Raw genomic sequence first — 23,427 nt, forward strand, 5'->3', positions numbered from 1 at the left:
TGACGCCTTGCCGGGCTGCCGCCATAATGGATTGAATCAAGAAAATTTAGGAAAACAGCCATGAGTTTGAAATGCGGTATCGTCGGCTTGCCCAATGTCGGCAAGTCCACCCTGTTCAACGCCCTGACCAAGGCCGGCATTGAGGCCGCCAACTATCCGTTCTGCACCATCGAGCCCAATGTCGGCATCGTGGAAGTGCCGGACCATCGCCTGAGCGAGTTGGCCAAGATCATCAATCCGCAAAAGATCCAGCCGGCCATCGTCGAGTTCGTCGACATCGCCGGCCTGGTGGCGGGCGCGTCCAAGGGCGAAGGCCTGGGCAACCAGTTCCTGGCCAACATCCGCGAAACCGACGCCATCGTCAACGTGGTGCGCTGCTTTGACGACGACAACATCGTGCACGTGGCTGGCAAGGTGGATCCGATCGCCGATATCGAAACCATCCTGACCGAACTGGCGCTGGCCGACCTGTCCGCGGTGGAGAAAGCCATATCTCGCGAAGGCAAGAAGGCCAAGGCCGGCGATAAGGACGCGCGCGCGCTGATCGCCGTGCTGGAACAGCTGGTGCCTCACCTGAACGAAGGCAAACCGGCGCGTTCGCTGGGCCTGTCCGATGAAGACAAGGCGCTGATCAAGCCGTTGTGCTTGTTGACCATCAAGCCTGCCATGTACGTGGCCAACGTGGCGGAAGACGGTTTCAGCAACAACCCGCTGCTGGCCAAGGTGGAAGAATACGCCGCCCGCGAAGGCGCGCCGGTCGTTGCGCTGTGCGCGGCCATCGAGTCCGAGATCGCCGAGCTGGAAGACGCCGACAAGGTCGAGTTCCTGGAAACGCTGGGTCTGGAAGAGCCGGGCTTGGACCGGCTGATCCGCGCCGGCTACAAGCTCCTGGGTCTGCAAACCTACTTCACCGCAGGCGTGAAAGAAGTGCGCGCCTGGACCATCCACGTAGGCGACACCGCGCCGCAAGCGGCCGGCGTGATCCATACCGACTTCGAGCGCGGCTTCATTCGCGCCCAAACCATCTCCTATGCAGACTTCATCGCTTTGGGTGGCGAAGCCAAGGCCAAGGAGGCCGGGAAAATGCGGGCGGAAGGCAAGGATTATGTCGTGCAGGATGGCGATGTGATGAACTTCTTGTTCAACGTCTAAATGGCATGACGGCAGCGCGCGTGGATCAGCTGGCTCATGATAGAGAAACGCTGCAGGGCTGCGGCGTGAATAACTTCCTTTACGCGCATTGGTTGGCGCACTACATTCGCAGGCGCTGCAATGGCGCTTGCGATTGGCAGCTATTGCATTGAGAGGTTTGGCATTATCCTGTTGCCGGCAGCGATTGGTGGTAGTTGATGCAGGTTTGGGAGTAAAAGGAGATTGTGATTTGGATCGTATATCCACTCCGGATGAGCTGAGCTTGCGGGATGCGTTGTTGTTTGTCCGCAGGTATTGGCGATTGTTCATGGTCGTACCGGCCATATGCTCTGTTATCGCGGTTGGAGTGTGTTGGAAGTTGCCAAACCAATATGCGGCGCGATCGCTCATGATGATTCCCAGTCCGATAGGCGCGGCGGGCGGGGCAAGCATTCTGCTGGATGGGCAGAATTTGGGCAAGGCTGTGGACAAGTTCGACTTGATCACGCTTTATCAGGTGGAAACGCGTAAGGACGCGATGCTGGCGTTGTTGTACGCGGTTAAGGCGAATCCAACCAAGGAGGGCCTGCTGGATGTGATGGTGACCGACACGGATCCAGCACGGGCAGCGGCGCTGGCCAACTTTTTGACAAGCGCGGCGCGACAGCAAATGCTGGACAGCCATATCACAGAGCAGAGCAAGCGCTTGAGTGCTTTGCAGCAGCGCTTGTATGTTTCGCAAGAGCAATTGAGAAAATCCAGCAGAATGGTCAGTAACCTGATTCCAGACCAGAATGAGGTTTTGAGCAGCCGGGTTGCGCAGCTGTTGCGCGGCTTTGCGGGACTGGATGCACAGATGTCTTTGCAGGAGGGAGCGAAGAGCGGCGAGGCCATGACCAATCTGCAATCCGTGATTTTGCAACTGCGAGCAGAGCAGGAACGAATCAGTCCGCAAGTTCATCGACTTTCGAACGAGCAGCTTGTCGCTCTGCGCGAGTACTATTTCGATAGCGCCCTGGTGAATGAGTTGCAGAAGCAGATCATGGTGTCCAGAGTATTGGCCGAGCAGGATGTGCAAGTCGTGTTGCCGGCTACGATTCCGCTGGAAAAATCAGGTCCCAAGCGCGTACAGATTGTGATGTTGACGGTATTGAGCAGCCTGCTTGTCGTGATGGGTTTTGGACTCTTGCGCGATCAGTGGCTTGCCTACCGGAAGTGATGGGGGCGGGGCGGCGGGCGTGAGGCGGCGTTCAAACGCATTGCCGCCGAGCGGCCTGGGCGGCTGACAGCTGATTGGATGTAGTCGGCCGCGGCTGGAGTCGCAGGGCGCGGCAGCTTGTCTGTTGCTGCGCGCCGGTTTGGCATGCAGCATATGGCGCGCATGGGCCCATCCCGAAATAAACAAGCCCCGCTTTGGCGGGGCATTGTCTTTTATGCAGGCTCCGGCATGCCGTACATGCCCTCGATCATGCTGCGGCAGCGTTCGGTGATGACCTTGCGGCGCAGCTTCAAGGTCGGCGCCAACTCGCCGGCGTCCACGCACCAAGGCTTGTCCAGCAGGGAGAACTTCTTGATGTGTTCCCAGTTGCCGAAGCAGCGGTTGAAACGTTTCACTTCGCGCTCTATCAGCTCGACGATCTTGGGGTGGCGGCTCATCTCGCAGTCGGTGGTGTAGGCGATGCCGTGTTCGGCGCACCATTCCTTAAGCTTCTCGAACAGCGGCACGATCAGCGCGGCGGCGTACTTCTGGCCGTCGCCCACCACCATGATCTGGTCTATGAAGGCCGATTCCTTCAGCTTGTTCTCCAGCGCTTGCGGCGCGATGTACTTGCCGTTGCTGGTCTTGAACATTTCCTTCTTGCGGTCGGTGATGCGCAGATAGCCGTTTTCCAGCACGCCGATGTCTCCGGTGTGCAGCCAGCCTTCTTGCAAGGCCTCGGCGGTCTGTTCCGGCTCTTTGTAATAGCCGGACATCACATTGTCGCCGCGCACCAGGATCTCGCCGTCGTCGGCCAGGCGCACTTCCACGCCGGGGAGCGGCAGACCCACGCTGCCGATGCGCACGCCGCGCGCCGTGAAGGGGTTGGCGGAGATGACCGGGGAACTCTCGGTCATGCCGTAGCCCTCGGCCACGGCGACGCCGGCGGCCCAGAACATGCGCGCCAGCCGCGGCTGCAACGCGGCGGAGCCGACGTTGATGGAAATCAGCTCGCCCCCCATGCCTGCGCGCCACTTGCTATAGACCAGCTTGTCGGCCAGCGCGTGCTTCAGCGTTTCGATGGGAGACTGTTTGCGATTGGGTTCGAATGCCTCGGCGCGGGCCAGGGCCCATTGATAGATGCGGCGCTTGGCGCCGGTCAGGTCGCGCGCCTTGCCAACCAGTTTCTCGTGCACTTTCTCCAGCACGCGCGGAACGGCGCTGAAGGTGTGCGGCTTGACGTCGGCCAGCGCGGAAGACAGGCATTCCACGCTGCAGAAATAGATGCCGGTGCCGCTGTACAGGTAGTAGAACACGCCGGCGCGCTCGAAGATGTGCGACAACGGCAGGAAACTCAGCGCGCGGCAGCGGCCCTGCGGCAGACCGGTGAAGGCCGCGGTGGCCACCACGGTGCTCAGCACATTGCGGTGGCTCAGCATCACGCCTTTGGAGCGGCCGGTGGTGCCGGAGGTGTAGATGATGGTGTATACGTCGTCGGCGCGCGCGGCATCGCGCAGCGCGTCCAGTTCGCCCATCCGTTCCAGCCGCGCGCGCTCGGCGATCTCGCGCCAGGACGGCGTGCCGTCGATGTCGGCCAGGCCGTAGATCGGGCAGGACAGCTTGCCCAGCGCCTCGTGCAATTTTCGCTGCAATGCAGCACTGCCGGCGAAGGCCAGCTTGACCTCGGCGTGCGTCAGGATATAGCGTGCATCATCAAGGGTGATGGTAGGGTACAGCGGCACGCTGACCGCGCCGATTTGTTGCAGCGCGATGTCCACCAACACCCATTCGATGCTGTTGTCGGCGGCGATGGCGACTTTGTCGCCGCGCTGGATGCCCATCTCCATCAGACCCAGGCTGACGCGGTTGACGGTGTCCCAGACTTCAGACGTCGACAGTTGCCGCCAGGCCTTGCCGGATTTCGCCGCCAGGCAGTCCGGACGGGGATGATGGGTCAGTTGGTGGGACAGGATGTCAAATACGCGTTCTAGCTTCATGCAAACGATGGTTTTAATGCGAAACGCTGCAAAATAGCCCTAAAGCCATTCGCTGTAAAGTAAAAATCCACGCAGAGTTGGCGAAAATCAGAGCAAGTTGCCGAGATTTGTTCGCAATTGCGTTGAAATGATGAATCCTTGATGAAGCGGTCATGGCGAATGCATGATTTGCGCAGGATTTTGGTTTGATTGTTGGACGACTTTGCCAAGTCGATGATTTTGAGGAGATTTTGTGAAATTCGCCACTCGCGCCATTCATGTGGGCTACGATAACGCCGACCATAACCGTGCGGTGATGCCGCCGCTGTATCAGACTTCAGCCTTCGCCTACGATCATGTCGGCGAGGCCATGCCCTTTGTCTACGCCCGCAGCGGCAACCCCACTCGCAGCGCGCTGGAGGACTGCCTGGCCAGCCTGGAGGAGGCGCGCCACGGCCTGGCTTTTTCCAGCGGCATGGCGGCGATAGACGCGGTGCTGCGCGCCTGCCTCAAGCCTGGCGACGAGGTGCTCGCCGTGGCTAATCTTTATGGCGGCGCCTATCGCCTGCTGACCCAGGTGATGGAGCCGGCCGGCATCCGGGTGATTTTCCTCGACTTGTCCGAGCCGGCGCGGCTGGAAGCGGCCATCACGCCGGCCACCCGCTTGCTGTGGCTGGAGTCTCCCACCAATCCGCTGCTGGGCCTGGTCGATATCGCGGCGCTGTCGGCGATCGCGCATCGTCATGGTGTAAAAGTGGCGGTGGATAATACTTTCGCCACGCCGTATCTGCAGCGTCCGCTGACGCAGGGCGCCGACATCGTCGTGCATTCGGCCACCAAGTATCTGGGCGGTCATTCGGACGTGCTGCTGGGCTTGGCGGCGGTCAGCGACGACAAGCTGTACCAAGACATCCGTTTCGTGCAGAACGCCGCCGGCGCCGTGCCGGGACCGCAGGATTGCTTCCTGACGCTGCGCGGCATCAAGACGCTGGCCTTGCGCATGGAGCGACATTGCGACAACGCCGAGCGCGTGGCGGCCTATCTGGATGGCCATGCCGCCGTGGCGCAGGTGTGCTACCCGGGTCTGGAAACGCATCCGGACCATGAGCTGGCCAAACGGCAGATGAAGCGCTTCGGCGGCATCGTCACCATCAGGCTGCGCGAAAACAGCCGCGATGCGGCCAGCCGCTTCGCGCAGCGGCTGAGACTGTTCGCGCTGGCGGAGTCGCTGGGCGGCGTGGAGTCTCTGGTCAACCACAGCTATACCATGTCGCATGGCGGCATGCCGGCGGAACGCAAGGTTGAATTGGGCATAGAAGAAGGCGTGCTGCGTCTATCCATAGGCATAGAGGACATAGACGACATTCTGGCCGATCTGGAGCAAGCGTTGCGCGATTGAGGCAGGTGAATGGCGCTGTGTTTTTCAACACTTCAAGGAGAAAGCCATGCCGGCGGCATTGTGGCAACGATTGCAGTTGAAACTGCCGGTGATACAGGCGCCGATGGCCGGCGGCGCGACTACGCCGCAACTGGTGTCGGCGGTTTGTGAGGCTGGCGCGCTGGGATTTTTGGGTGCGGCGATGCTGTCGCCGGAGCAAATCCGCGAGGACGCGGCGCGCATCCGCGCGCGCACTAGCCAGCCCTTCGGCATCAATTTATTCGTACTGGATGATCCCGCGCCGGACGCGGCAGTCTTGCGCGAGGCGCTGGAGAGCTTGCGCCCCTGGCACGCAGAGCTGGGCTTGAAGCCGCCGACCGCGCCGGGGCGCTACTGCCAGCCTTTCGACGAGCAGTTGCAGGCGCTGATCGAGCTGCGGCCGGCGGCGGCCAGCTTCACCTTCGGCATACTGACGGCGCAGCAGATGGCCGAGTTGCGGGCGGCGGACATCCTGGTGATAGGCACTGCCACCAATCTGGCGGAGGGCCTGGCCTGGATGGAGCTGGGCGCAGACGCGGTGTGCGCGCAGGGGCGGGAGGCCGGCGGCCATCGCGGCACCTTTATCGGCGAGCAGCGGGAATCGCTGCGGCCCATGTTGTCGCTGGTATACGAACTGGCGCAGAACCTGCCCGTGCCGGTGATCGCGGCCGGCGGCATCATGAATGGCCGCGATATGGCCGCCGCCATGCGCCATGGCGCCCAGGCCTGCCAGTTGGGCACCGCTTTTCTGCGCTGCCCGGAGTCGGGCATTCCCGAGCTGTGGAAGCTGGCGCTGGCGAGGGCGAAGGCCGGCGACACCTGCCTGACCCGCGCGTTTTCCGGCCGCTACGCGCGCGGCTTGTCCAATCGTTATATAGAAGACATGGCGCGCTGCCAGGAGCGGCTGCCGGACTATCCGGTGACCAATGCGCTGACCGGCCCGTTGCGGGCGGCCGCGCTCAAGGCCGGCCGCGCCGACATGATGTCGATGTGGGGCGGCGAAGGCGTGGCCGAGGCGCGGGAGCTGCCTGTAGCCGAGTTGATCGCGCAGCTGCTGGCGGAATGGCAGGCCGCCTATCGTTAGTCGTCGGCGTAAATGGCGACCAGTCGCCGCCCCTCGCCGTCTATCGCCGCGCGGTACATGCCTTCGCAATTGAAAGGCAAAGCCACCCTGCCATGACGGTCCACCGCCGCCACGCCGCCGGTGCCGCCCATGGTCAGCAGCTGCCCCCGCACCACGGCGTCGCACGCTTGTTCCAGCGTCTCGCCCAGATAGCGGACGCGGGCGGAAATTTCATGGCCGGCAGCGGCGCGGACAAAGTATTCGCCGTGGCCGGTGGCCGACACCGCGCAGTGAGCGTCCGCCCAGGTGCCGGCGCCTATGACCGGCGTGTCGCCGATGCGGCCCGGCCATTTGGCGGTGCGCCCCCCGGTGGAGGTGGCGGCAGCCAGCCGGCCCTGAGCGTCCAAGGCCACGGCGCCGACGGTGCCATGCTTGCGGTCTTCCGGAATGTCCTCTTCCGCGCCGCCCATGGCCAGCCTTTCCTTTTCCAATATCAAAGCCTGCCAGCGCTTGTCGGTATGGAAATATTCAGGCGGCTGCATGGCCAGGCCGCTGCTGCGGGCAAAGTTTTCCGCCGCGGCGTAGCCCAAGGTCACGTGCGGCGTGCCTTCCATCACCGCTCGCGCCAGCAGCACCGGGTTTTGCACGCAGGCGAGTCCGACGGCGCTTCCAGCGTCCTGACGGCTGCCGTCCATTACCGCAGCCTCCATTTCCTGCTTGCCATCCAGGTTGTACACCGAGCCGCGTCCGGCATTGAACAGCGGGTCGTCCTCCAGCGCGCAGACGCAGGCGCAGACGGCATCCAGCGCCGAGCCGCCGCCGCGCAGCACGGCGTGTCCCGCCTCCAACGCGCGTTCCAGTCCGACGCGGTATTCGCGTTCCTGTTCCACGCTCATATCCTGGCGGCGCAAGGTGCCGGCGCCGCCGTGCAGGGCGAGGGCGATGGTCATGGCAAATCTCCTGTTCAGCATGGAAATCGGCCCGCATGATGATAGCATCGAAGTTTTGCGATGGAGAGCGGGATGAGCGGCATGGATCAAGCCACCAGCGTACTGATACTGTTGAGCGATGGCCAGCGCTACGCTTGGCAGCGCCGCGCATGGGACGACGACAGCCATCCAGGTTGCCTGGATTTCGCCGCGGGCGGCGGAGTCGAGCCGGACGAGTCGCCGCTTCAGGCGGCGCAACGGGAATTGGCCGAGGAGCTGGGCGTGAGTGAATTGGCTTTGCGGCCCTTGGGCGAGGCGACGCTGGAAGGCGAACGCTGCGCCTTGTTCCAGGGCGAATTGCCGGGGAGCTGGCAACTGGGGCCGGAGGTGGATGCTTTGCTGATCCTGGCTTTGGAGGAGATGCGCGTGGTGCCGCGCGAGCGCCTGCATCCGCAGCTGGCGCAGTGGCTTGGCAAGGCGAGGGCGGCGGGCGCATAATTGTTGAGTAAATTACTCAACAATAGGAATGCGCGATGGACGCCGCCCTGGAAGCCGAGATCCGACAGAAATACACCACGGAAACCATCACGGAGATGAAGCGCTGGACCGACAAGCTGATCAGCTTTCGGCTGACGCGGCCGGCCGGCTTCCGCTTCTCTCCCGGCCAGTTCGCCCGGCTGGGGCTGCCGCTGGAGCATGGCGGCCAGGTGTGGCGCGCGTATTCGATGTGTTCCGCGGCTTATGACGAGCATCTGGAGTTTTATTCCATCGTGGTGGCGGAAGGGCAGTTCAGCTCCCGGCTGGCCAGGCTGCAGCCGGGCGGCCAGGTCATGCTGGACAAGCGCGCCATGGGCTTTTTCGAGGCGGACAGGCTGCCGGATGGCCGGGATTTGTGGCTGCTGGCCACCGGCACCGGCATCGCGCCCTATCTGTCCATCTTGAAGCAGCCCGAGGTGTGGCATCGCTTCGAGCGCATCGTGCTGGCGCATTGCGTGCGCGAGGCGGCTGAACTGTCGTTCCAGGACGAGATCGCCGAGCTGCGGGATCATCCCTTATGGGGCGAGCATGGCGGCAAGCTGCAATACTTGCCGGTGGTGACGCGAAACGCGCCGGAAGGCATGCTGGACCAGCGCATACCGGCGCTGCTGGCCAGCGGCGAGCTGGCGGCGCGCGCCGGTTTGGACATGTCGCCCGAGCACAGCCGCTTCATGCTGTGCGGCAATCCGAAGATGGTGGAGGATACCCACCGCCAGTTGATGAAGATGGGCTACCGGATGACCCGGCAGAACGCGCCGGGCCATATCGTGCTGGAAAACGGCTGGTGAGCGCTTAACGGTTGGAGGCGGCCAGCAGGCTGCCGAACAGCAGGAAGCTGGCGCCGCTGGCCTTGTTGACCAGGTGGCCGCCGCGCTCATTATTCAGCCAGCGGCGCATGGAATGGGCCAGTAGCGCGTAGGCGCTGTGGATCAGCACCAGCAGCGCGCTGTAGCTGCTCACCAGCAGCAGGAATTCGCGCGCGTAGTGCGCGCTGCCGGCGGCGATGAATTGCGGGAAGATGGCCAGAAAGAAGAAAATCGATTTCGGGTTGCTCATCTGCAGCAGCATGCCGGCGGCGAACTGCCGCCAGGCCGGCTGCCGGCTGGCCTCGGGCGCGTCGAAGCGGAAGGCCGGCGCGCGCAGCAGTTTGATGCCCAGATAGAACAAATAGCCGGCGCCCAGCCATTTCAGCATGGTGAAAGCCAGCGCCGACGCGGCCAGCAACAGCCCCAGGCCGGTGGCGGACAGCGCCGCGACGATGAAACTGCCGCTGGCCACGCCGAGTATGCCGGGCAGGCTGCCCTTGAGGCCGAAGCGCAGCGCGTTGCCCAGCGAGTTCAGCACGCCGGGGCCAGGGGTCAGGATGGCCAGGCTGGCCATCAATAGAAACAGCGGGTAGTGGTGCATGGTTTGTCTCGCCTAGATTTCGGCCGCGGCTAAGGCGCTATCCTGGCGCAGCAGCGATAGATAGATCAAGTCCTGGTAGCGGCCCAGCCAGAAGCCGGCCTGGCGGGCGCGGCCCTCCTGTTGGAAATCCAGGCGCTGCAGCAGCCTCAAGGATGCCAGGTTGTCCGGATGCACCTGGGCCTCGATCCGGTTCAGTTCCATATGGTCGAAGCCCCAGGCCAGCGCAGCGCCTCGGCCATCAGGCCCTGGCCGTGATGTTCGCGCGCCAGCTCATAGCCCAGCGTGCAGCAACGCCAGCCGCGGTTCCATTTGAACAAGCCTACGCTGCCTATCAGCGGGCCGCCGCTCCGCAGCGCTACCCCCCAGCGCGTGCCGGGGGCGGGCAGGCTTCTCCAGCTGGCGAACTTTTCCACCATCTGGCTGGCCTGTTCCAGCGTAGTCAGCGGATCGGAGCCGAACCAGCGCATGGTCTCGGCATCGCCATGAATGGCCAGCAAGGCCGGCGCGTCGTCCGGCGTGATCTCGCGCAGCGTCAGCCGCTCGGTGAGCAGGGTGGGGAAGTTCATGGTCTTTCCTTCTATTAGGACAAACAGATATACCGTAAAGGCTGCGGATTTTCCAGAGCGGAACAATGACTGTTCGCATCAACATGATGACGGTATGATGACCGCCTTCGTAAGCCCTTGCGGAGATTCCCATGCCTACCTTGTCCACGCTGCTGTTGTTCTCCCTCGCCTGCCTCGCCTTGGCCGCCACGCCGGGCCCCGACATGTTGCTGATCGCCAGCCGCAGCGCCGGCCAGGGCCTGCGAGCCGGTTTCGCCACCTTGTTCGGCATCCAGCTCGGCACCTATTGCCACGCGCTGTTGGCGGCGCTGGGCCTGGCCCAGCTATTCGTGTTGGTGCCCATGGCCTATGACGCGGTGCGCATCGCCGGGGCCGTCTATCTGCTCTATCTGGCGTGGACCACCTTGCGCAGCAAGAGCGTGCTGCGCGCGCCTGGCGCGGCCGGGGCCGGTCAGCCTTTGAGGCGCATCGCCCTGCAGGGCTTGGCCACCAATCTGCTGAATCCCAAGATGGCCTTGTTTGTGCTGGCTCTGTTCCCGCAGTTCGTGGAGCCGCAGGCCGGCCCGGTGGCGTTGCAGATCATGCTGCTGGCCACGGTGCTGAACCTGGTGGGCTTTGGCGTCAACGCGCTGGTGATCGTGGCCAGCAGCCGCATGGGCCGGACGCTGTCCGGCGGCGGCGCAGGACGTTGGCCGCAATATTTGCTGGCCACGGTGTTCGGCGGCCTGGCGCTGCGGCTGCTGACGGCTTCGCGGCAGTGACGCCGCAGCGGGCCGCGCTCGGCTATTGTTAAACCATGGGGCGCATCTTTGGCCCCGAGCGTGTTTTCCGGAGCGACGAGACATGTCCGATCCCTGCTCAGAAACCGATATCGCCGGCCGCCTGCTGTCCCTGCAAATGGGAAGCCAGCTGTTGATCGCGCTGTTCGACCCGCATGATCAGCTGCGCTTCGCCAACCCGGCCTTCTGCTCGACTTTCGGCGTCGGCGCGGACGAGAGGCTCAGCTGGGAGCAACTGATGCGGCGCGGCTATGAGAAGGGCCACGGCAGCTGCATCCGCACCGATGACATCGAGGCCTGGATCACCTCGGCCCGTTCGCGGCGCGGCAAGCAGCCGTTTCGCACTTTCGAGGCGGACCTGACCGACGGCCGCTGGATCTGGATGACGGAAACGGTGCAGGCGGACGGCTGGATGCTGTGCGTGGGCAGCGATATTTCCAGCCTGCACGCCGACGAGCGCGAGCTGAGGGTGGCGCGCGATCTCGCGCAGCGCGCGGCGCTGACCGATGCGCTGACCGGCATCAGCAACCGCGCCCACATCATGGGCCATCTGGAGGCGTTGCTGCGGCGCGCGCCGATCAGCGGCGCGGTGGCGATTCTGGACCTCGATCATTTCAAGCGCATCAATGACACGCACGGCCATCTGACCGGCGACGAGGTGTTGCGCGATTTCGTGCGGCGGGTGCAGCCCTTGCTCAAACCCAATGAAGGCCTGGGGAGGATGGGGGGGGAGGAGTTCCTGCTGCTGCTGCCGGACCGCGCGCTGCGCGAGGCGGAGCTGATGGTGACGGCGCTGCTGGCGGCGGTGGCCCAATCGAGGCCGTTAGTCGACAAGCCGGATTTCTTCTACACCTGCTCCGCCGGCTTGACCCTGTTGAAGGACGGCGATGTGGCGGCGGCGGCGCTGGCGCGGGCGGACGATGGCCTGTACCGGGCCAAGGATGCCGGCCGCAACCGGCTGGTAACCTGGCTGTGAGGTGCGGCAGGGCATGAAAAAAGGCGGGATCGCTCCCGCCTTGGCTGTTTCCCCTGCTCGGCTTACTGTTTGACGCAATCCACGCAGTAGACCTTGCGATCCTGCACCTCCACCGCCACCAGGCCGTGGACGTCGGTTTCGAAGCCCGGCAGTTCGCGGTTGAAGGCCTGGGCGAAGCGCAGGTAGTCGACGATGGTCTTGTTGAAGCGCTCGCCCGGAATCAGCAGCGGGATGCCCGGCGGATACGGGGTCAGCAGCACAGCGGTGACGCGGCCTTCCAGTTGCTCCACCGGCACGCGTTCGATCTCGCGGTGCGCCATCTTGGCGAAGGCGTCGGCCGGGCGCATCGCCGGCTCCATGTCGGACAGGTAGATGTCGGTGGTCAGGCGCGCCACGTCGTGCTTGGTGTAGAGGCCGTGGATGCGCTGGCACAGGTCCTGTAGGCCCACGCGCTCGTACTGCGGGTACTTGGCGACGAACTCCGGCATCACGCGCCACATCGGCTGGTTCTTGTCGAAATCGTCCTTGAACTGCTGCAGCAGCGAGATCAGCGTATTCCAGCGGCCCTTGGTGATGCCGATGGTGAACATGATGAAGAAGCTGTACAGGCCGGTCTTTTCCACCACCACGCCGTGTTCGGTCAGGTACTTGGTGACGATGGCGGCCGGGATGCCCATTTCTTCGAAGCTGCCGTCCACGTCCAGGCCCGGCGTCAGCACGGTGGCCTTGATCGGGTCCAGCATGTTGAAGCCGTCCTCGATGCCGGCGAAGCCGTGCCAGCGCTCGTCCGGGCGCAGCGTCCAGTCGGTCTGGTCGCAGATGCCGTCGTCGGACAGGTCGTCCGGGCCCCACACGCTGAACCACCAGTCGCGGCCGTATTCTTCGTCCACTTTGCGCATGGCGCGGCGGAACTCCATCGCCTCCACCAGCGACTCTTCCACCAGCGACTGGCCGCCCGGCTGTTCCATCATCGCGGCGGCCACGTCGCAGCTGGCGATGATCGAGTATTGCGGGCTGGTCGAGGTGTGCATCAGGTAGGCCTCGTTGAACCAGGCGGTGTCCAGCTGGCGGTTCTGTGGATCCTGCACCAGGATTTGCGAGGCCTGGCTGATGCCGGCCAACAGCTTGTGGGTGGACTGGGTGGAGAACACCAGGCTATCTTCGCAGCGCGGCCGGCCTTCGCCTATCGCGTGGAAGTCGCGGTAGAAATCATGGAAGCAGGCGTGCGGCAGCCAGGCTTCGTCGAAGTGCAGGGTATCCACTTCGCCGTCCAGCAAGCCCTTGATCTCCTCGACGTTGTACAGGATGCCGTCGTAGGTGGACTGGGTCAGCGTCAGGATGCGCGGCTTGCGGTTGTGGTGCTTTTCCAGCATCTCGCGCGCGAACGGGTTGGCCAGGATCTTCCGCTTGATGGTGTCCGGATGGAATTCGGATTTCGGGATCGGGCCGATGATGCCGTAATGGTTGCGCGTCGGCATCAGGAACACCGGGATGGCCCCGGTCATGATGATGGCGTGCAGATTCGACTTGTGGCAGTTGCGGTCCACCAGCACGATATCGCCGGCGGCCACGCAGCTGTGCCAGACGATCTTGTTCGAGGTGGAGGTGCCATTGGTGACGAAGAACAGATGGTCGGCATTGAAAATGCGCGCGGCGTTGCGCTCGGACGCCGCCACCGGGCCGGTGTGGTCCAGCAGCTGGCCCAGTTCGTCCACCGCGTTGCACACGTCGGCGCGCAGCATGTTTTCGCCGAAGAACTGGTGGAACATCTGGCCCACCGGGCTTTTCAGGAAGGCCACGCCGCCGGAGTGGCCGGGGCAGTGCCAGGAGTAGGAGCCGTCGTAAGCGTAGTCCACCAGCGCGCGGAAGAACGGCGGCGCCAGGTTGTCCAGATAGCTCTTGGCCTCGCGGATGATGTGGCGGGCGACGAACTCAGGCGTGTCCTCGTGCATGTGGATGAAGCCGTGCAGCTCGCGCAGGATGTCGTTGGGGATATGGCGGGCGGTGCGGGTCTCGCCGTACAGGTACACCGGGATGTCCGGATTGCGGCGGCGGATCTCGGCGACGAAGCCGTAGAGGTTGCCCAGCGCTTCCTGTGCCGAATCCTCGGTCTGGAACTCCTCGTCGTCTATCGACAGGATGAAGCCGGCGGCGCGGCTTTGCTGCTGGGCGAAGGAGGTGAGATCGCCATAGCTGGTATAGCCGATCACGCTCATGCCTTCCGCTTCCATGGCGGCGGCCAGTTCGCGGATGCCGGAGCCGCTGGTGTTTTCCGAGCGGAAGTCCTCGTCGATGATCACGATGGGGAAATGAAAACGCATACCTGAGTCCTTAGTTGCGGTAACTCGGACACTGCGGCGGGGCCGGGTGGCGTCACCTGGCGGCCTGCATCGCTGCAATGTCGCACGGTGCGCGTGGGGCGCAGATCTGTACGCACGGGTCGAAGAACGGATCTTCGCCGCCGCCCTGGAGGCTGGCCTTGAGGCGCGAGTAAAACGGGTCGCTTTGCGCCGCGGTCCGTACCTGGCAACCAATGGTTGCTTCACGTCAGCCGGCCTGGAGAACATCCCAAGAAGCGCGCATTTTAGACCTTTTGCATGGCGTGTTGTGCCGCGTTGCGGCAGGCTGCGCAAAAAAATACGGATGCGTTCGCATGACAGGGCGCGCGAGCTTCGCCGAGGGGATGGTCTCCCAGACTAAGCGGCTGTTTTCATTAGGACTGCGAAGGCGGCGCATCATCCGGTCCGTTGTCGCGCTCGGCTTGGCCAGACTGTTGTTTTTTTCTCCGTTTGACGCGGTACAGGCTGATGGCCCTGGCGATGATGGACAGGCCGGCGCCGGCGAGCAGGGCCGTCAGCGGCAGGGCGGCCAGCCAGGGGAAGTAGGCGATGGCCAGCGCGAGCAGGCACAGGGCGAGGCCTATGCTGAGATAGGCAGGCGCCTCGCTGCTTTCCAGGCTGCGGCTGCCATGCACCACGGCGCCCAGCATGTCGCCTAGGCGGGCGGCCTGGCGCGCGGCGGCGCTGGCGCCGCTCAGCGCGCGCTCCTTGGGCGTGGCGCGGCGGCGTTTCTCCTGGCGCACCGGGGTGGGAACCGGCCGCTTGCGCGCCGGCTTGAGCACGATCTCGGTGGCGTTTTCCAGATCCTGCAGGAAGCGATCAGCGAGTTGCGAGGCCAGCGTTTCGTCCTCCAGCGCGATGTCCAGCTCGCGGTTGACCAGCCAGCTGGATAGATTCAGGTTGGTGGAGCCGATGCGGGCCCAGCGGCCGTCGGCCACCGCCGTCTTGGCGTGGATCATGGGTCCGTTCCACTCGAACACGCGCACGCCGGCCTCCAGCAGCGGGCGGTACTGGGTGCGCGAGATAGTGGCTATCCAGCGGATGTCGCTGGAGCGAGGCACCAGTAGCCGGACATCCACGCCATCGCGCGCCGCCTGCTGCAAGGCGGATAGATACAGGCTGGTGGCCATGAAATAGGCGTCGGTCAACCATAGCGTGCGGCGGGCGAAGCTGGCCACCAGCAGGTCCAGCCGCATCATGCGCGCGGTGGATGGGGTGGTGGCGATCAGCCGCGCCGCCGTTTCGCCGCATGGCGCGGCATAGTCCGCGCGCAGCCAGTGCGCCTCCAGCGGCGCGCCGCAACTGGCCCAGCTGTCGGCGAAGGCGGACAGGGCCGGCGCCAGCAATGGGCCGCGCAGGGCGAGGCCGGTGTCGCGCCACGGCGGCAAGCCTTTGTCCGGCTTGCCCTGCCAACTCGAGCTGATGCATAGCCCGGATACGAAGAGCTCGCGGCGGTCCACGATGATCATCTTGCGGTGGTTGCGGCCCAGCAGGCTGAGTCCGCCGCCCAGGCTGGGGGGGTGATAGGCGCGCACCTCGGCGCCGGCATCCTGCAAGGGCTTGAAGAAGTTGGACAGATGGGCGCGCCAGCTGCCCAGCCAGTCATATAGCAGACAGATCTGGATGCCAGCTTTAGCCTTGTTTATCAGGATATCTCGTATTTTTCTGCCAAATTGGTCATTGTCGAAAATATACATTTCGATAAAGACCGATTCCTGGCTGGCGGCGAGCGCGCTTTCCCAGGCGGGGAAGTTTTCCGCGCTGTCATACAACAGCTCCACCTGGTTGCCGGCTATCAATGGCGCGCCGGCCGAGCGCGACAGGGCCTGTTCCGCCAGTTGGCGAACGAATTGCAGCGTTTGGGTGGACTGCTGGTCTCGATTCATTTGAATTTATGAATTTTGTCTAACAAAATCCAAAATATTGTCTGTTTTGGGGTTTTGTATCAAATAAAGAGGCTTTTTTTCTGTCGTTTTTTTGAAAATTTTCGTCTCAAAATAACAAAAAAATAGCAAATCTGTAGTAGTGAAATTACATATTCAAAACAAGCCATTGCGCATCAAATGACTGAAATCAAATGATTGTTGCGCCGCGCCAAGGCGGCTTGCGGCTGCGCGGTTCTTGCCCGTAGAATCGGATGCATCACTACAAAGTATAAACGGGCAGAGAAATGGACAGACAGCGCCGCCTGCAGGGCACATTGTATAAACCAGAATTCGAACAAGACAGCTGCGGCTTCGGCTTGATCGCGCAATTGGACGACAAGCCCAGCCACTGGCTGGTGGCCACCGCCATTTCCTCGCTGGCCAAGCTGACCCACCGCGGCGCGGTGGCGGCGGACGGCAAGTCGGGAGACGGCTGCGGCCTGCTGTTTCGCAAGCCTGACGGCTTCCTGCGCGAAGTGGCCGCCGAGGCTGGCATCGCGCTTAAGTCAGTGTACGCCGCCGGCCTGGTGTTCCACCACTCGGACGGCGCGATAGGCGAGCGCAGCCTCGCGCGCCTGCGCGAGCATCTGGAGGCGCAGCAATTGGAGGTAGCCGGTTTCCGCTCTGTGCCGGTGGATGTGGCGGCTTGCGGCGAAACTGCGCTGGCGTCTCTGCCCGCCATTTCCCAGGTATTCGTGAACTGTCCGTTCGGCATGGACGAGCTGGCTTTCCAGCGCCGTCTGTACATGGGGCGCCGCCAGGCGGAAAAAGCCAACAAGGAAGACGATCCCTGTTTCTATCTGCCCACGCTGTCCCCGCATACCATTTCCTATAAAGGCTTGGTGACGCCGGAGAACCTGCCGCGCTTCTTTCTGGACTTGGCCGATCCGCGCTTTGAGTCCAGCCTGGCGGTGTTCCACCAGCGTTTCTCCACCAATACCTGGCCGCAATGGAAGCTGGCCCAGCCTTTCCGCTTCCTCGCCCACAACGGCGAGATCAACACGGTGCAGGGCAACCGCAACTGGGCCCGCGCGCGCGAGCGCATCATGGCCTCGCCGCACCTCGACATGGACGCGGTGCGCCCCATCGTCCAGACCGACGGCTCGGACTCGATGAGCCTGGACAATATGCTGGAAGGCCTGCTGATGGGCGGCATCCCGCTGTTCCGCGCCTTGCGCCTCTTGGTGCCGCCGGCCTGGCAGAACGTGGACAGCACCGACAAGGACCTGCGCGCCTTCTACGAATTCAACTCCATGCATATGGAACCGTGGGACGGCCCGGCCGGCATCGTGCTGACCGATGGCCGCTACGCCGCCTGCATGCTGGACCGCAACGGCCTGCGCCCGGCGCGCTGGGTGCTGACGAAGGACAATATCCTGACCATCGCTTCCGAGGTGGGGGTGTGGGACTACCGCGCCCAGGACGTGGTTCGCAAGGGCCGGGTAAAGCCGGGCCAGCTGTTCGCCGCGGACTTGGTCAACGGCGAGCTGCTGATGCCGGAAGACATCGACGCGCAACTGAAAAGCGCCAAGCCGTATCGGCAGTGGATCAAGGACAGCGCCAAGTATCTGGAGCTGTCCATCGAGGACGACGCCGGCGTCGAGCCCTTGTCCAAGGATGAACTGGCCAAGCTGCAAAAGATGTTCAACCTCAGCCGCGAAGAGCGCGACCAGATTCTGCGCGTGCTGGCGGCGGACGGCCAGGAAGCGGTCGGCTCCATGGGCGACGACACGCCGATGGCGGTGCTTTCGCAGCGCGTCCGCTCGCCGTTCGATTATCTGCGCCAACAATTCGCCCAGGTGACCAATCCGCCGATCGACCCGATCCGCGAGGCGGTGGTGATGTCGTTGAACTCGGTGTTTGGCCCCGAGCGCAATATGTTCGAGGAAAGCGCCGAGCACGCCAAGCGCCTGGAAGTGCGCAGCCCGGTGCTGAGCCACGAGAAGTTCACCCGCGTCACCACCCGGCCGGAACCTTACCTGAAGGCCACCAATTTCGACCTGTGCTACGACCCGCAGGAAACCACGCTGCGCGAGGCCATCTCCTGTTTGAGCCGCCATGTGGTGGAAGCGGTGCGCGAAGGCACGGTGGTGGTGGTGCTGTCCGACCGCCACGCTACCGGCCAACGCCTGCCCATCCACGCGCTGTTCGCCACCGGCGCGGTGCACCACGCGCTGATCGACGCCGGCCTGCGCTGCAAGACCAATATCGTGGTGGAAACCGCCACCGTGCGCGACGCGCACCAGATGGCCTGCGTGATCGGCTACGGCGCCACCGCGGTCTACCCCTATCTGGCTTACCAGACCATCATCGATCTGGTGAACAACGGCGAAGTGGAGCTGCGTCCCAATGAGGCGTTGCAGCACTACCGCAAGGGCATCAACAAGGGCCTGCTCAAGGTGCTGTCCAAGATGGGCATCTCCACTATCGCGTCTTACCGCGGCGCGCAGCTGTTCGAGGCGGTGGGCATCCATGAGGAAGTGGTGGAGCTGTGCCTGAAGGGCACCGTGTCGCGCGTGTCCGGCGCCAATTTCGCCGACTTCGAGGCCGATCAGAAGCAGTTGGCGCGGCTGGCGTTCAACCCGATGCGCGGCTTGAACCAGGGCGGCCTGCTGAAATACGTGCACGGCGAGGAATACCACGCCTACAACCCGGACGTGGTGCAGTTGCTGCAGCAGGCGGTGCAGAACGGCGATTACGAGGTCTACCAGCAATACGCGGATACGGTGAACACCCGGCCGGTGGCGATGCTGCGCGACCTGATGCAGTTGAAGCTGGCCGGCGAGCCGATTCCGCTGGACGAAGTGGAGCCGGTGGAAGCCATCGTCAAGCGCTTCGATTCGGCCGGCATGTCGCTGGGCGCGCTGAGCCCGGAGGCGCACGAGGCGCTGGCCATCGCCATGAACCGCCTGGGCGGCCGCTCCAATTCCGGAGAGGGCGGCGAAGACCCGGCGCGCTACGGCACCGAGAAGATGTCCAAGATCAAACAGGTGGCGTCCGGACGTTTCGGCGTCACCCCGCACTACCTGGTCAATGCTGAAGTGCTGCAGATCAAGGTGGCGCAGGGCGCCAAGCCGGGCGAAGGCGGCCAACTGCCCGGCGACAAGGTGTCCGGGCTGATCGCGCGGCTGCGCCACGCCAAGGAAGGCGTCAGCCTGATCTCGCCGCCGCCGCACCACGACATCTACTCCATTGAAGACCTGGCGCAGCTGATCTTCGACCTGAAGCAGGTGAATCCTTCGGCGCTGGTGTCGGTGAAGCTGGTGGCCGAACCTGGCGTCGGCACCGTCGCCGCCGGCGTGGCCAAGGCCTACGCCGACCTGATCACCATTTCCGGTTACGACGGCGGCACCGGCGCTTCGCCGCTGACCTCGGTCAAATACGCCGGCTCGCCGTGGGAGCTGGGCTTGTCCGAAGCGCAGCAGGTGCTGCGCGCCAATGGCCTGCGCGGACGGGTGCGGGTGCAGACCGACGGCGGCCTGAAAACCGGCCTCGACGTGGTCAAGGCGGCCATTCTGGGCGCGGAGAGCTTCGGCTTCGGCACCGGGCCGATGGTGGCGCTGGGCTGCAAATACCTGCGCATCTGCCATTTGAACAACTGCGCCACCGGCGTGGCGACGCAGGAAATCAAGCTGCGTTCCAAGTACTTCACCGGTCTGCCGGACATGGTGGTCAACTACTTCCTGTTCATCGCCCGCGAAACGCGCGAGTGGATGGCCAAGCTGGGCGTGCGCAGCATGGAAGAACTGATCGGCCGCATGGACCTGATGGATGTGCTGGAGGGCGAAAGCGAGCGCCAAGGCCGGCTGGACCTGAGGCCGCTGTTGTCGCAAGGCGCGGTGCCGGATTCCGAGCCGCGTTTCTGCGTGTCGGACAGCAATCCTTCCTTTGATAAGGGCGAGCTGGCCGAGCAGATCCTGCAGGACGCGTTGCAGGCGATCCAGCACAAGCAGATGCTGGAACTGGCCTACCCGATCGAGAACACCCACCGTTCCATCGGCGCGCGCTTGTCCGGCGAGATCGCCCGCGTGCACGGCGCGGCAGGGCTGCCATTTGGTTGCTTGAAGGTCAAGTTCACGGGCAGCGCGGGACAGAGCTTCGGCGTATGGAACGCGGCGGGCCTGCATCTGGAGCTGGAAGGCGACGCCAATGATTATGTCGGCAAAGGCATGGCCGGCGGCCGCGTCACCATCTATCCGCCCAAGGATGCCGGTTACAAGGCGGGTGAATCCATCATCATCGGCAATACCTGCCTGTATGGCGCGACCGGCGGCCAGCTGTTCGCGGCGGGCATCGCCGGCGAGCGTTTCGGCGTGCGCAACTCCGGCGCGCTGGCGGTGATAGAGGGCGCGGGCGATCACTGCTGCGAATACATGACCGGCGGCGCCGTGATCGTGCTGGGCGAAACCGGCTACAACTTCGGCGCGGGCATGACCGGCGGCTTCGCCTTCGTTTACGACCCGAGCGAGAAGTTTGCTTACCGCTACAACAACGAGCTGATCGACATCCACCTGATCAACGGCGAGGCGATGGGCATGTACCGCGCCTACCTGCTGGAGAAGATCGCCAAGCATGTGGAGCTGACCGGTTCGGAAACCGGCCGCGCAATGCTGCAGAACTTCGACGATTACGTGGACTACTTCTGGCTGGTGAAGCCTAAGGCCGCCAAGCTGGAAAGTTTGCTCAAGGACTAATTATTAGAGCGTTTGGCGGGATTATCCCCCTCTCCCCGCGTGGGAGAGGGCTGGGGAGAAGGGGCGGATGCGCCCGAAGAAAGATCTCGCACGAGCGGCAACCTAATCTATCCCATGCCTGGGAGGAAATATGGCAACGAACGACGCATTCCAATTCATGAAGCTGTCGCGCAATCCGGGCGACAAAGTAGAAGCCTCCGTACGTAAGATTGAGTTCAAGGAAATCTACCAGCCGCTGCACGCGGTTGACGCGGCGGACCAGGCCGGCCGTTGCTTGTCTTGCGGCAACCCGTACTGCGAATGGCAGTGCCCGGTGCACAACTACATCCCCAATTGGTTGAAGCTGGTGGAGGAAGGCAGGCTGTTCGAGGCGGCAGAGCTGTCTCATCAGACGAACAGCTTGCCTGAAATCTGCGGTCGCGTTTGTCCGCAAGACCGGCTGTGCGAAGGCGCCTGTACCCTGAGCCAGGGCGGCTTCGGCGCCGTCTCCATCGGCAGTATCGAGAAGTACATTACTGATGAAGCCTTCAAGGCGGGATGGCGGCCTGATACCTCTAAAGTGGTGTGGAGCGGCAAGACTGTGGGCGTCATCGGGGCGGGGCCGGCTGGGCTGGCCTGTGCCGATGTGCTGGTTCGTAACGGCGTAAAGGCTGTGGTGTACGACCGCTATGAGGAAATCGGCGGCCTGCTGACCTTCGGTATCCCTGAGTTCAAACTGGAAAAGGATGTCGTGCGTCGCCGTCGGCAAATTTTGGAAGGCATGGGCGTTGAGTTTGTGCTGAATACGGAGGTCGGCAAAGACGTCTCGATTGAAACCTTGCTGAAACGGCACGATGCGATTTTTATGGGAATGGGCGCGTATAAGTACATGAAGGGAGAATTTCCTGGCGAAGACAGTCAAGGTGTGCTTGAGGCCCTGCCTTACTTAATCAATAACGTGAGGCAAAGTTTGGGCACGCTGCCTGCCGGAGAGCAGGCGATTTCGATGAAAGGCAAGCGAGTGCTTGTGCTTGGGGGCGGCGATACGGCGATGGATTGCAATCGCACAGCCATCCGCCAAGGGGCTAAGCGCGTGATCTGCGCCTACCGCCGCGACGAGGCCAATATGCCTGGCTCAAAACGGGAAGTCGCAAATGCGAAGGAGGAGGGGGTTGAGTTTTTATGGAATCGCCAGCCTCTGGCCATTGAGCCGATGATAGGCGGCACGCTGGCGGTGAGGCTGGCCGTCACCCGCTTGGGCGAGCCCGATGTCAAAGGTCGCCGTAACGCTGAGATTGTGCCCGATAGCGAGGAAATCGTAGAGTGTGATCACGTCATTTTCGCGTTTGGTTTTCAGGCCGAAGCTGCGACCTGGTTCGATGCGCAAGACATTGCCGTTACGGGCAGTGGACGCACGCTGGCGGCGGCGTGCGGCCAATATCCCTATCAGACCAGCAATCCCAAGATCTTCGCTGGCGGCGACATGGTGCGCGGCGCCGATCTGGTGGTGCGCGCTGTTTTTGACGGGCGTATGGCCGCGGAGGGGGTGCTTCGATATTTGTATTGACCATGAGCTCCGCGTGTCGGTGTGGCTGGAGGCTCGCGCATAGGGAGGCCGCAAGCCTTGCCTTGGTTTAATGCGGGCAGTTTTTCCCATGCGACCTATAGTCTGAGGTAGCCTGATTCCAGCGGACAGTTCCGATTGTTACCATTGACAGTCGGGAGTGTGAAATGAAGACCAGAAAGACATATCCAATAGAGTTCCGTTCTGAGGCGGTAAAACTGGTACTTGAGCAAGGGCTCAGTCTTGAAGGGGCGGCCAGGCGGCTAGGTATCCCCAAGGGTACATTGGCTAATTGGGTGGTAGCGGCGAAGTCTGGTGGCGATCAACCGGCACCGGGCGCGCGCAGTGTCTCGGAGCTGGAAGCTGAGAACGCCAAGCTGCGCAAAGAGTTGGCAGAAGCTCGCCTGGAACGAGACGTCATAAAAAAAGCTGCCGCGTACTTTGCTCAGGCATCACTGCCCGGTACGCGTGGATAGAGGAGCACCGCAAGCTATTCCCAGTCGCGCTGGCCTGCCGGGTTCTGGCTGTATCTCGTGCCGGGTACTATGACTGGCGTGGACATCCTCCATCCAAACGAGAACAGGGGGACGAGCGCCTGAAACTGGCGATCCGGGCGGCGCATGCCAAGACGCGAGAAACCTATAGCGCACGCCGCTTGCAGCCAGAGCTAGCGGCAATGGGCTTTGAGGCGGGGCGCGACCGCATCGACCGTTTACGACGCCAGATGGGCATCCGATGCCGGCAGAAGCGCAAGTTCAAGGCGACCACCCATTCGGCACATAGTCTGCCAGTTTCAGAGAACGTGCTGGGCCAAGTGTTCGAGCCGGCTCGCCCGAATTAGGTCTGGACAGGCGATATCAGTGTGCCGCAGCAAGCGGCGTAGGAGATGAGGGTAGGCCCCTCGCAATCGGCTTGCAGGAGCAGGTTGCAAACCACCGTAAGCGGCT

General features: G+C 63.2%; 15 protein-coding genes and 2 pseudogenes. 11 read left to right on the forward strand and 6 right to left on the reverse strand.

Features of this window, described 5'->3' with window-relative positions:
* Window positions 1-60 precede the first annotated feature (60 nt).
* Both ychF and C2I19_RS15520 read left to right on the forward strand, forming a co-directional pair.
* Window positions 61-1,152, forward strand: coding sequence for a redox-regulated ATPase YchF (ychF, locus tag C2I19_RS15515; protein WP_103903582.1), 1,092 nt, complete (start codon window positions 61-63; stop codon window positions 1,150-1,152).
* 229 nt (window positions 1,153-1,381) lie between these two features.
* Complete coding sequence (locus C2I19_RS15520) at window positions 1,382-2,350, forward strand: GumC domain-containing protein (RefSeq protein WP_103903583.1); 969 nt, start codon at window positions 1,382-1,384, stop codon at window positions 2,348-2,350.
* A gap of 212 nt (window positions 2,351-2,562) precedes the next feature.
* Here the strand turns inward: C2I19_RS15520 and C2I19_RS15525 are convergent, their stop codons facing one another.
* Window positions 2,563-4,326, reverse strand: coding sequence for an AMP-dependent synthetase/ligase (locus C2I19_RS15525; protein WP_103903584.1), 1,764 nt, complete (start codon window positions 4,324-4,326; stop codon window positions 2,563-2,565).
* A 232-nt stretch (window positions 4,327-4,558) separates the two neighbouring features.
* On the opposite strand from C2I19_RS15525, the gene C2I19_RS15530 reads away from it, so the two are divergent.
* Window positions 4,559-5,704: a trans-sulfuration enzyme family protein gene (locus C2I19_RS15530; RefSeq protein WP_103903585.1), complete on the forward strand. Its 1,146-nt coding sequence runs from the start codon at window positions 4,559-4,561 to the stop codon at window positions 5,702-5,704.
* Between the two features lie 46 nt (window positions 5,705-5,750).
* The gene (locus tag C2I19_RS15535) at window positions 5,751-6,806 is read left to right on the forward strand and encodes an NAD(P)H-dependent flavin oxidoreductase (RefSeq protein WP_103903586.1); all 1,056 of its coding nucleotides are present in this window, start codon (window positions 5,751-5,753) and stop codon (window positions 6,804-6,806) included.
* Here the strand turns inward: C2I19_RS15535 and C2I19_RS15540 are convergent.
* The gene (locus C2I19_RS15540; protein WP_103903587.1) at window positions 6,803-7,735 is read right to left on the reverse strand and encodes an isoaspartyl peptidase/L-asparaginase family protein; all 933 of its coding nucleotides are present in this window, start codon (window positions 7,733-7,735) and stop codon (window positions 6,803-6,805) included. The genes C2I19_RS15535 and C2I19_RS15540 overlap by 4 nt on opposite strands.
* A gap of 72 nt (window positions 7,736-7,807) precedes the next feature.
* On the opposite strand from C2I19_RS15540, the gene C2I19_RS15545 reads away from it, so the two are divergent.
* Entirely contained in the window at window positions 7,808-8,212 is a 405-nt protein-coding gene (locus C2I19_RS15545) for an NUDIX domain-containing protein (RefSeq protein WP_199181209.1), read from the forward strand.
* A 35-nt stretch (window positions 8,213-8,247) separates the two neighbouring features.
* Complete coding sequence (locus C2I19_RS15550; protein WP_199181210.1) at window positions 8,248-9,039, forward strand: ferredoxin--NADP reductase; 792 nt, start codon at window positions 8,248-8,250, stop codon at window positions 9,037-9,039.
* A 4-nt stretch (window positions 9,040-9,043) separates the two neighbouring features.
* Here the strand turns inward: C2I19_RS15550 and C2I19_RS15555 are convergent, their stop codons facing one another.
* A complete protein-coding gene (locus C2I19_RS15555; protein WP_103903589.1) occupies window positions 9,044-9,658 on the reverse strand; it encodes a LysE family translocator in 615 nt (204 codons plus the stop codon).
* A 12-nt stretch (window positions 9,659-9,670) separates the two neighbouring features.
* A pseudogene (locus C2I19_RS15560) lies at window positions 9,671-10,224 on the reverse strand (GNAT family N-acetyltransferase).
* 131 nt (window positions 10,225-10,355) lie between these two features.
* Between C2I19_RS15560 and C2I19_RS15565 the strand changes: the two are divergent.
* The gene (locus C2I19_RS15565) at window positions 10,356-10,985 is read left to right on the forward strand and encodes a LysE family translocator (RefSeq protein WP_103903590.1); all 630 of its coding nucleotides are present in this window, start codon (window positions 10,356-10,358) and stop codon (window positions 10,983-10,985) included.
* An 82-nt stretch (window positions 10,986-11,067) separates the two neighbouring features.
* Window positions 11,068-11,979: a GGDEF domain-containing protein gene (locus C2I19_RS15570; protein ID WP_103903591.1), complete on the forward strand. Its 912-nt coding sequence runs from the start codon at window positions 11,068-11,070 to the stop codon at window positions 11,977-11,979.
* A gap of 62 nt (window positions 11,980-12,041) precedes the next feature.
* Here C2I19_RS15570 and C2I19_RS15575 read toward each other — a convergent pair whose 3' ends face one another.
* Together C2I19_RS15575 and C2I19_RS15580 are read right to left on the reverse strand one after the other, a co-directional pair.
* Complete coding sequence (locus tag C2I19_RS15575; protein WP_103903592.1) at window positions 12,042-14,300, reverse strand: arginine/lysine/ornithine decarboxylase; 2,259 nt, start codon at window positions 14,298-14,300, stop codon at window positions 12,042-12,044.
* A gap of 392 nt (window positions 14,301-14,692) precedes the next feature.
* Window positions 14,693-16,204, reverse strand: coding sequence for a phospholipase D-like domain-containing protein (locus tag C2I19_RS15580; protein WP_103903593.1), 1,512 nt, complete (start codon window positions 16,202-16,204; stop codon window positions 14,693-14,695).
* A gap of 284 nt (window positions 16,205-16,488) precedes the next feature.
* Here C2I19_RS15580 and gltB point away from each other — a divergent pair, with 284 nt between their 5' ends.
* From gltB to C2I19_RS15595, 3 genes and pseudogenes are all read left to right on the forward strand, one after another.
* On the forward strand, window positions 16,489-20,937 hold the full coding sequence (gene gltB / locus C2I19_RS15585) for a glutamate synthase large subunit (protein WP_103903594.1): 4,449 nt from the start codon (window positions 16,489-16,491) through the stop codon (window positions 20,935-20,937).
* A gap of 130 nt (window positions 20,938-21,067) precedes the next feature.
* A complete protein-coding gene (locus C2I19_RS15590) occupies window positions 21,068-22,483 on the forward strand; it encodes an FAD-dependent oxidoreductase (protein WP_103903595.1) in 1,416 nt (471 codons plus the stop codon).
* Between the two features lie 164 nt (window positions 22,484-22,647).
* Window positions 22,648-23,318, forward strand: a pseudogene (locus C2I19_RS15595) (IS3 family transposase); the annotation flags it as partial.
* Window positions 23,319-23,427: the final 109 nt, after the last annotated feature.

The sequence above is a fragment of the Chromobacterium alticapitis genome (genome assembly GCF_002924365.1).
GTDB classification, from domain to species: Bacteria; Pseudomonadota; Gammaproteobacteria; order Burkholderiales; family Chromobacteriaceae; genus Chromobacterium; species Chromobacterium alticapitis.

Bases quoted from the DNA above. Each gene is read 5' to 3' on its own strand.
- C2I19_RS15570 (WP_103903591.1), top strand. From the start codon at position 11,068: ATGTCCGATCCCTGCTCAGAAACCGATATCGCCGGCCGCCTGCTGTCC.
- C2I19_RS15580 (WP_103903593.1), bottom strand. From the start codon at position 16,204: ATGAATCGAGACCAGCAGTCCACCCAAACGCTGCAATTCGTTCGCCAA.
- C2I19_RS15540 (WP_103903587.1), bottom strand. From the start codon at position 7,735: ATGACCATCGCCCTCGCCCTGCACGGCGGCGCCGGCACCTTGCGCCGC.
- C2I19_RS15565 (WP_103903590.1), top strand. From the start codon at position 10,356: ATGCCTACCTTGTCCACGCTGCTGTTGTTCTCCCTCGCCTGCCTCGCC.
- C2I19_RS15535 (WP_103903586.1), top strand. From the start codon at position 5,751: ATGCCGGCGGCATTGTGGCAACGATTGCAGTTGAAACTGCCGGTGATA.
- gltB (WP_103903594.1), top strand. From the start codon at position 16,489: ATGGACAGACAGCGCCGCCTGCAGGGCACATTGTATAAACCAGAATTC.
- C2I19_RS15555 (WP_103903589.1), bottom strand. From the start codon at position 9,658: ATGCACCACTACCCGCTGTTTCTATTGATGGCCAGCCTGGCCATCCTG.
- C2I19_RS15590 (WP_103903595.1), top strand. From the start codon at position 21,068: ATGGCAACGAACGACGCATTCCAATTCATGAAGCTGTCGCGCAATCCG.
- C2I19_RS15545 (WP_199181209.1), top strand. From the start codon at position 7,808: ATGAGCGGCATGGATCAAGCCACCAGCGTACTGATACTGTTGAGCGAT.
- ychF (WP_103903582.1), top strand. From the start codon at position 61: ATGAGTTTGAAATGCGGTATCGTCGGCTTGCCCAATGTCGGCAAGTCC.
- C2I19_RS15575 (WP_103903592.1), bottom strand. From the start codon at position 14,300: ATGCGTTTTCATTTCCCCATCGTGATCATCGACGAGGACTTCCGCTCG.
- C2I19_RS15525 (WP_103903584.1), bottom strand. From the start codon at position 4,326: ATGAAGCTAGAACGCGTATTTGACATCCTGTCCCACCAACTGACCCAT.
- C2I19_RS15550 (WP_199181210.1), top strand. From the start codon at position 8,248: ATGGACGCCGCCCTGGAAGCCGAGATCCGACAGAAATACACCACGGAA.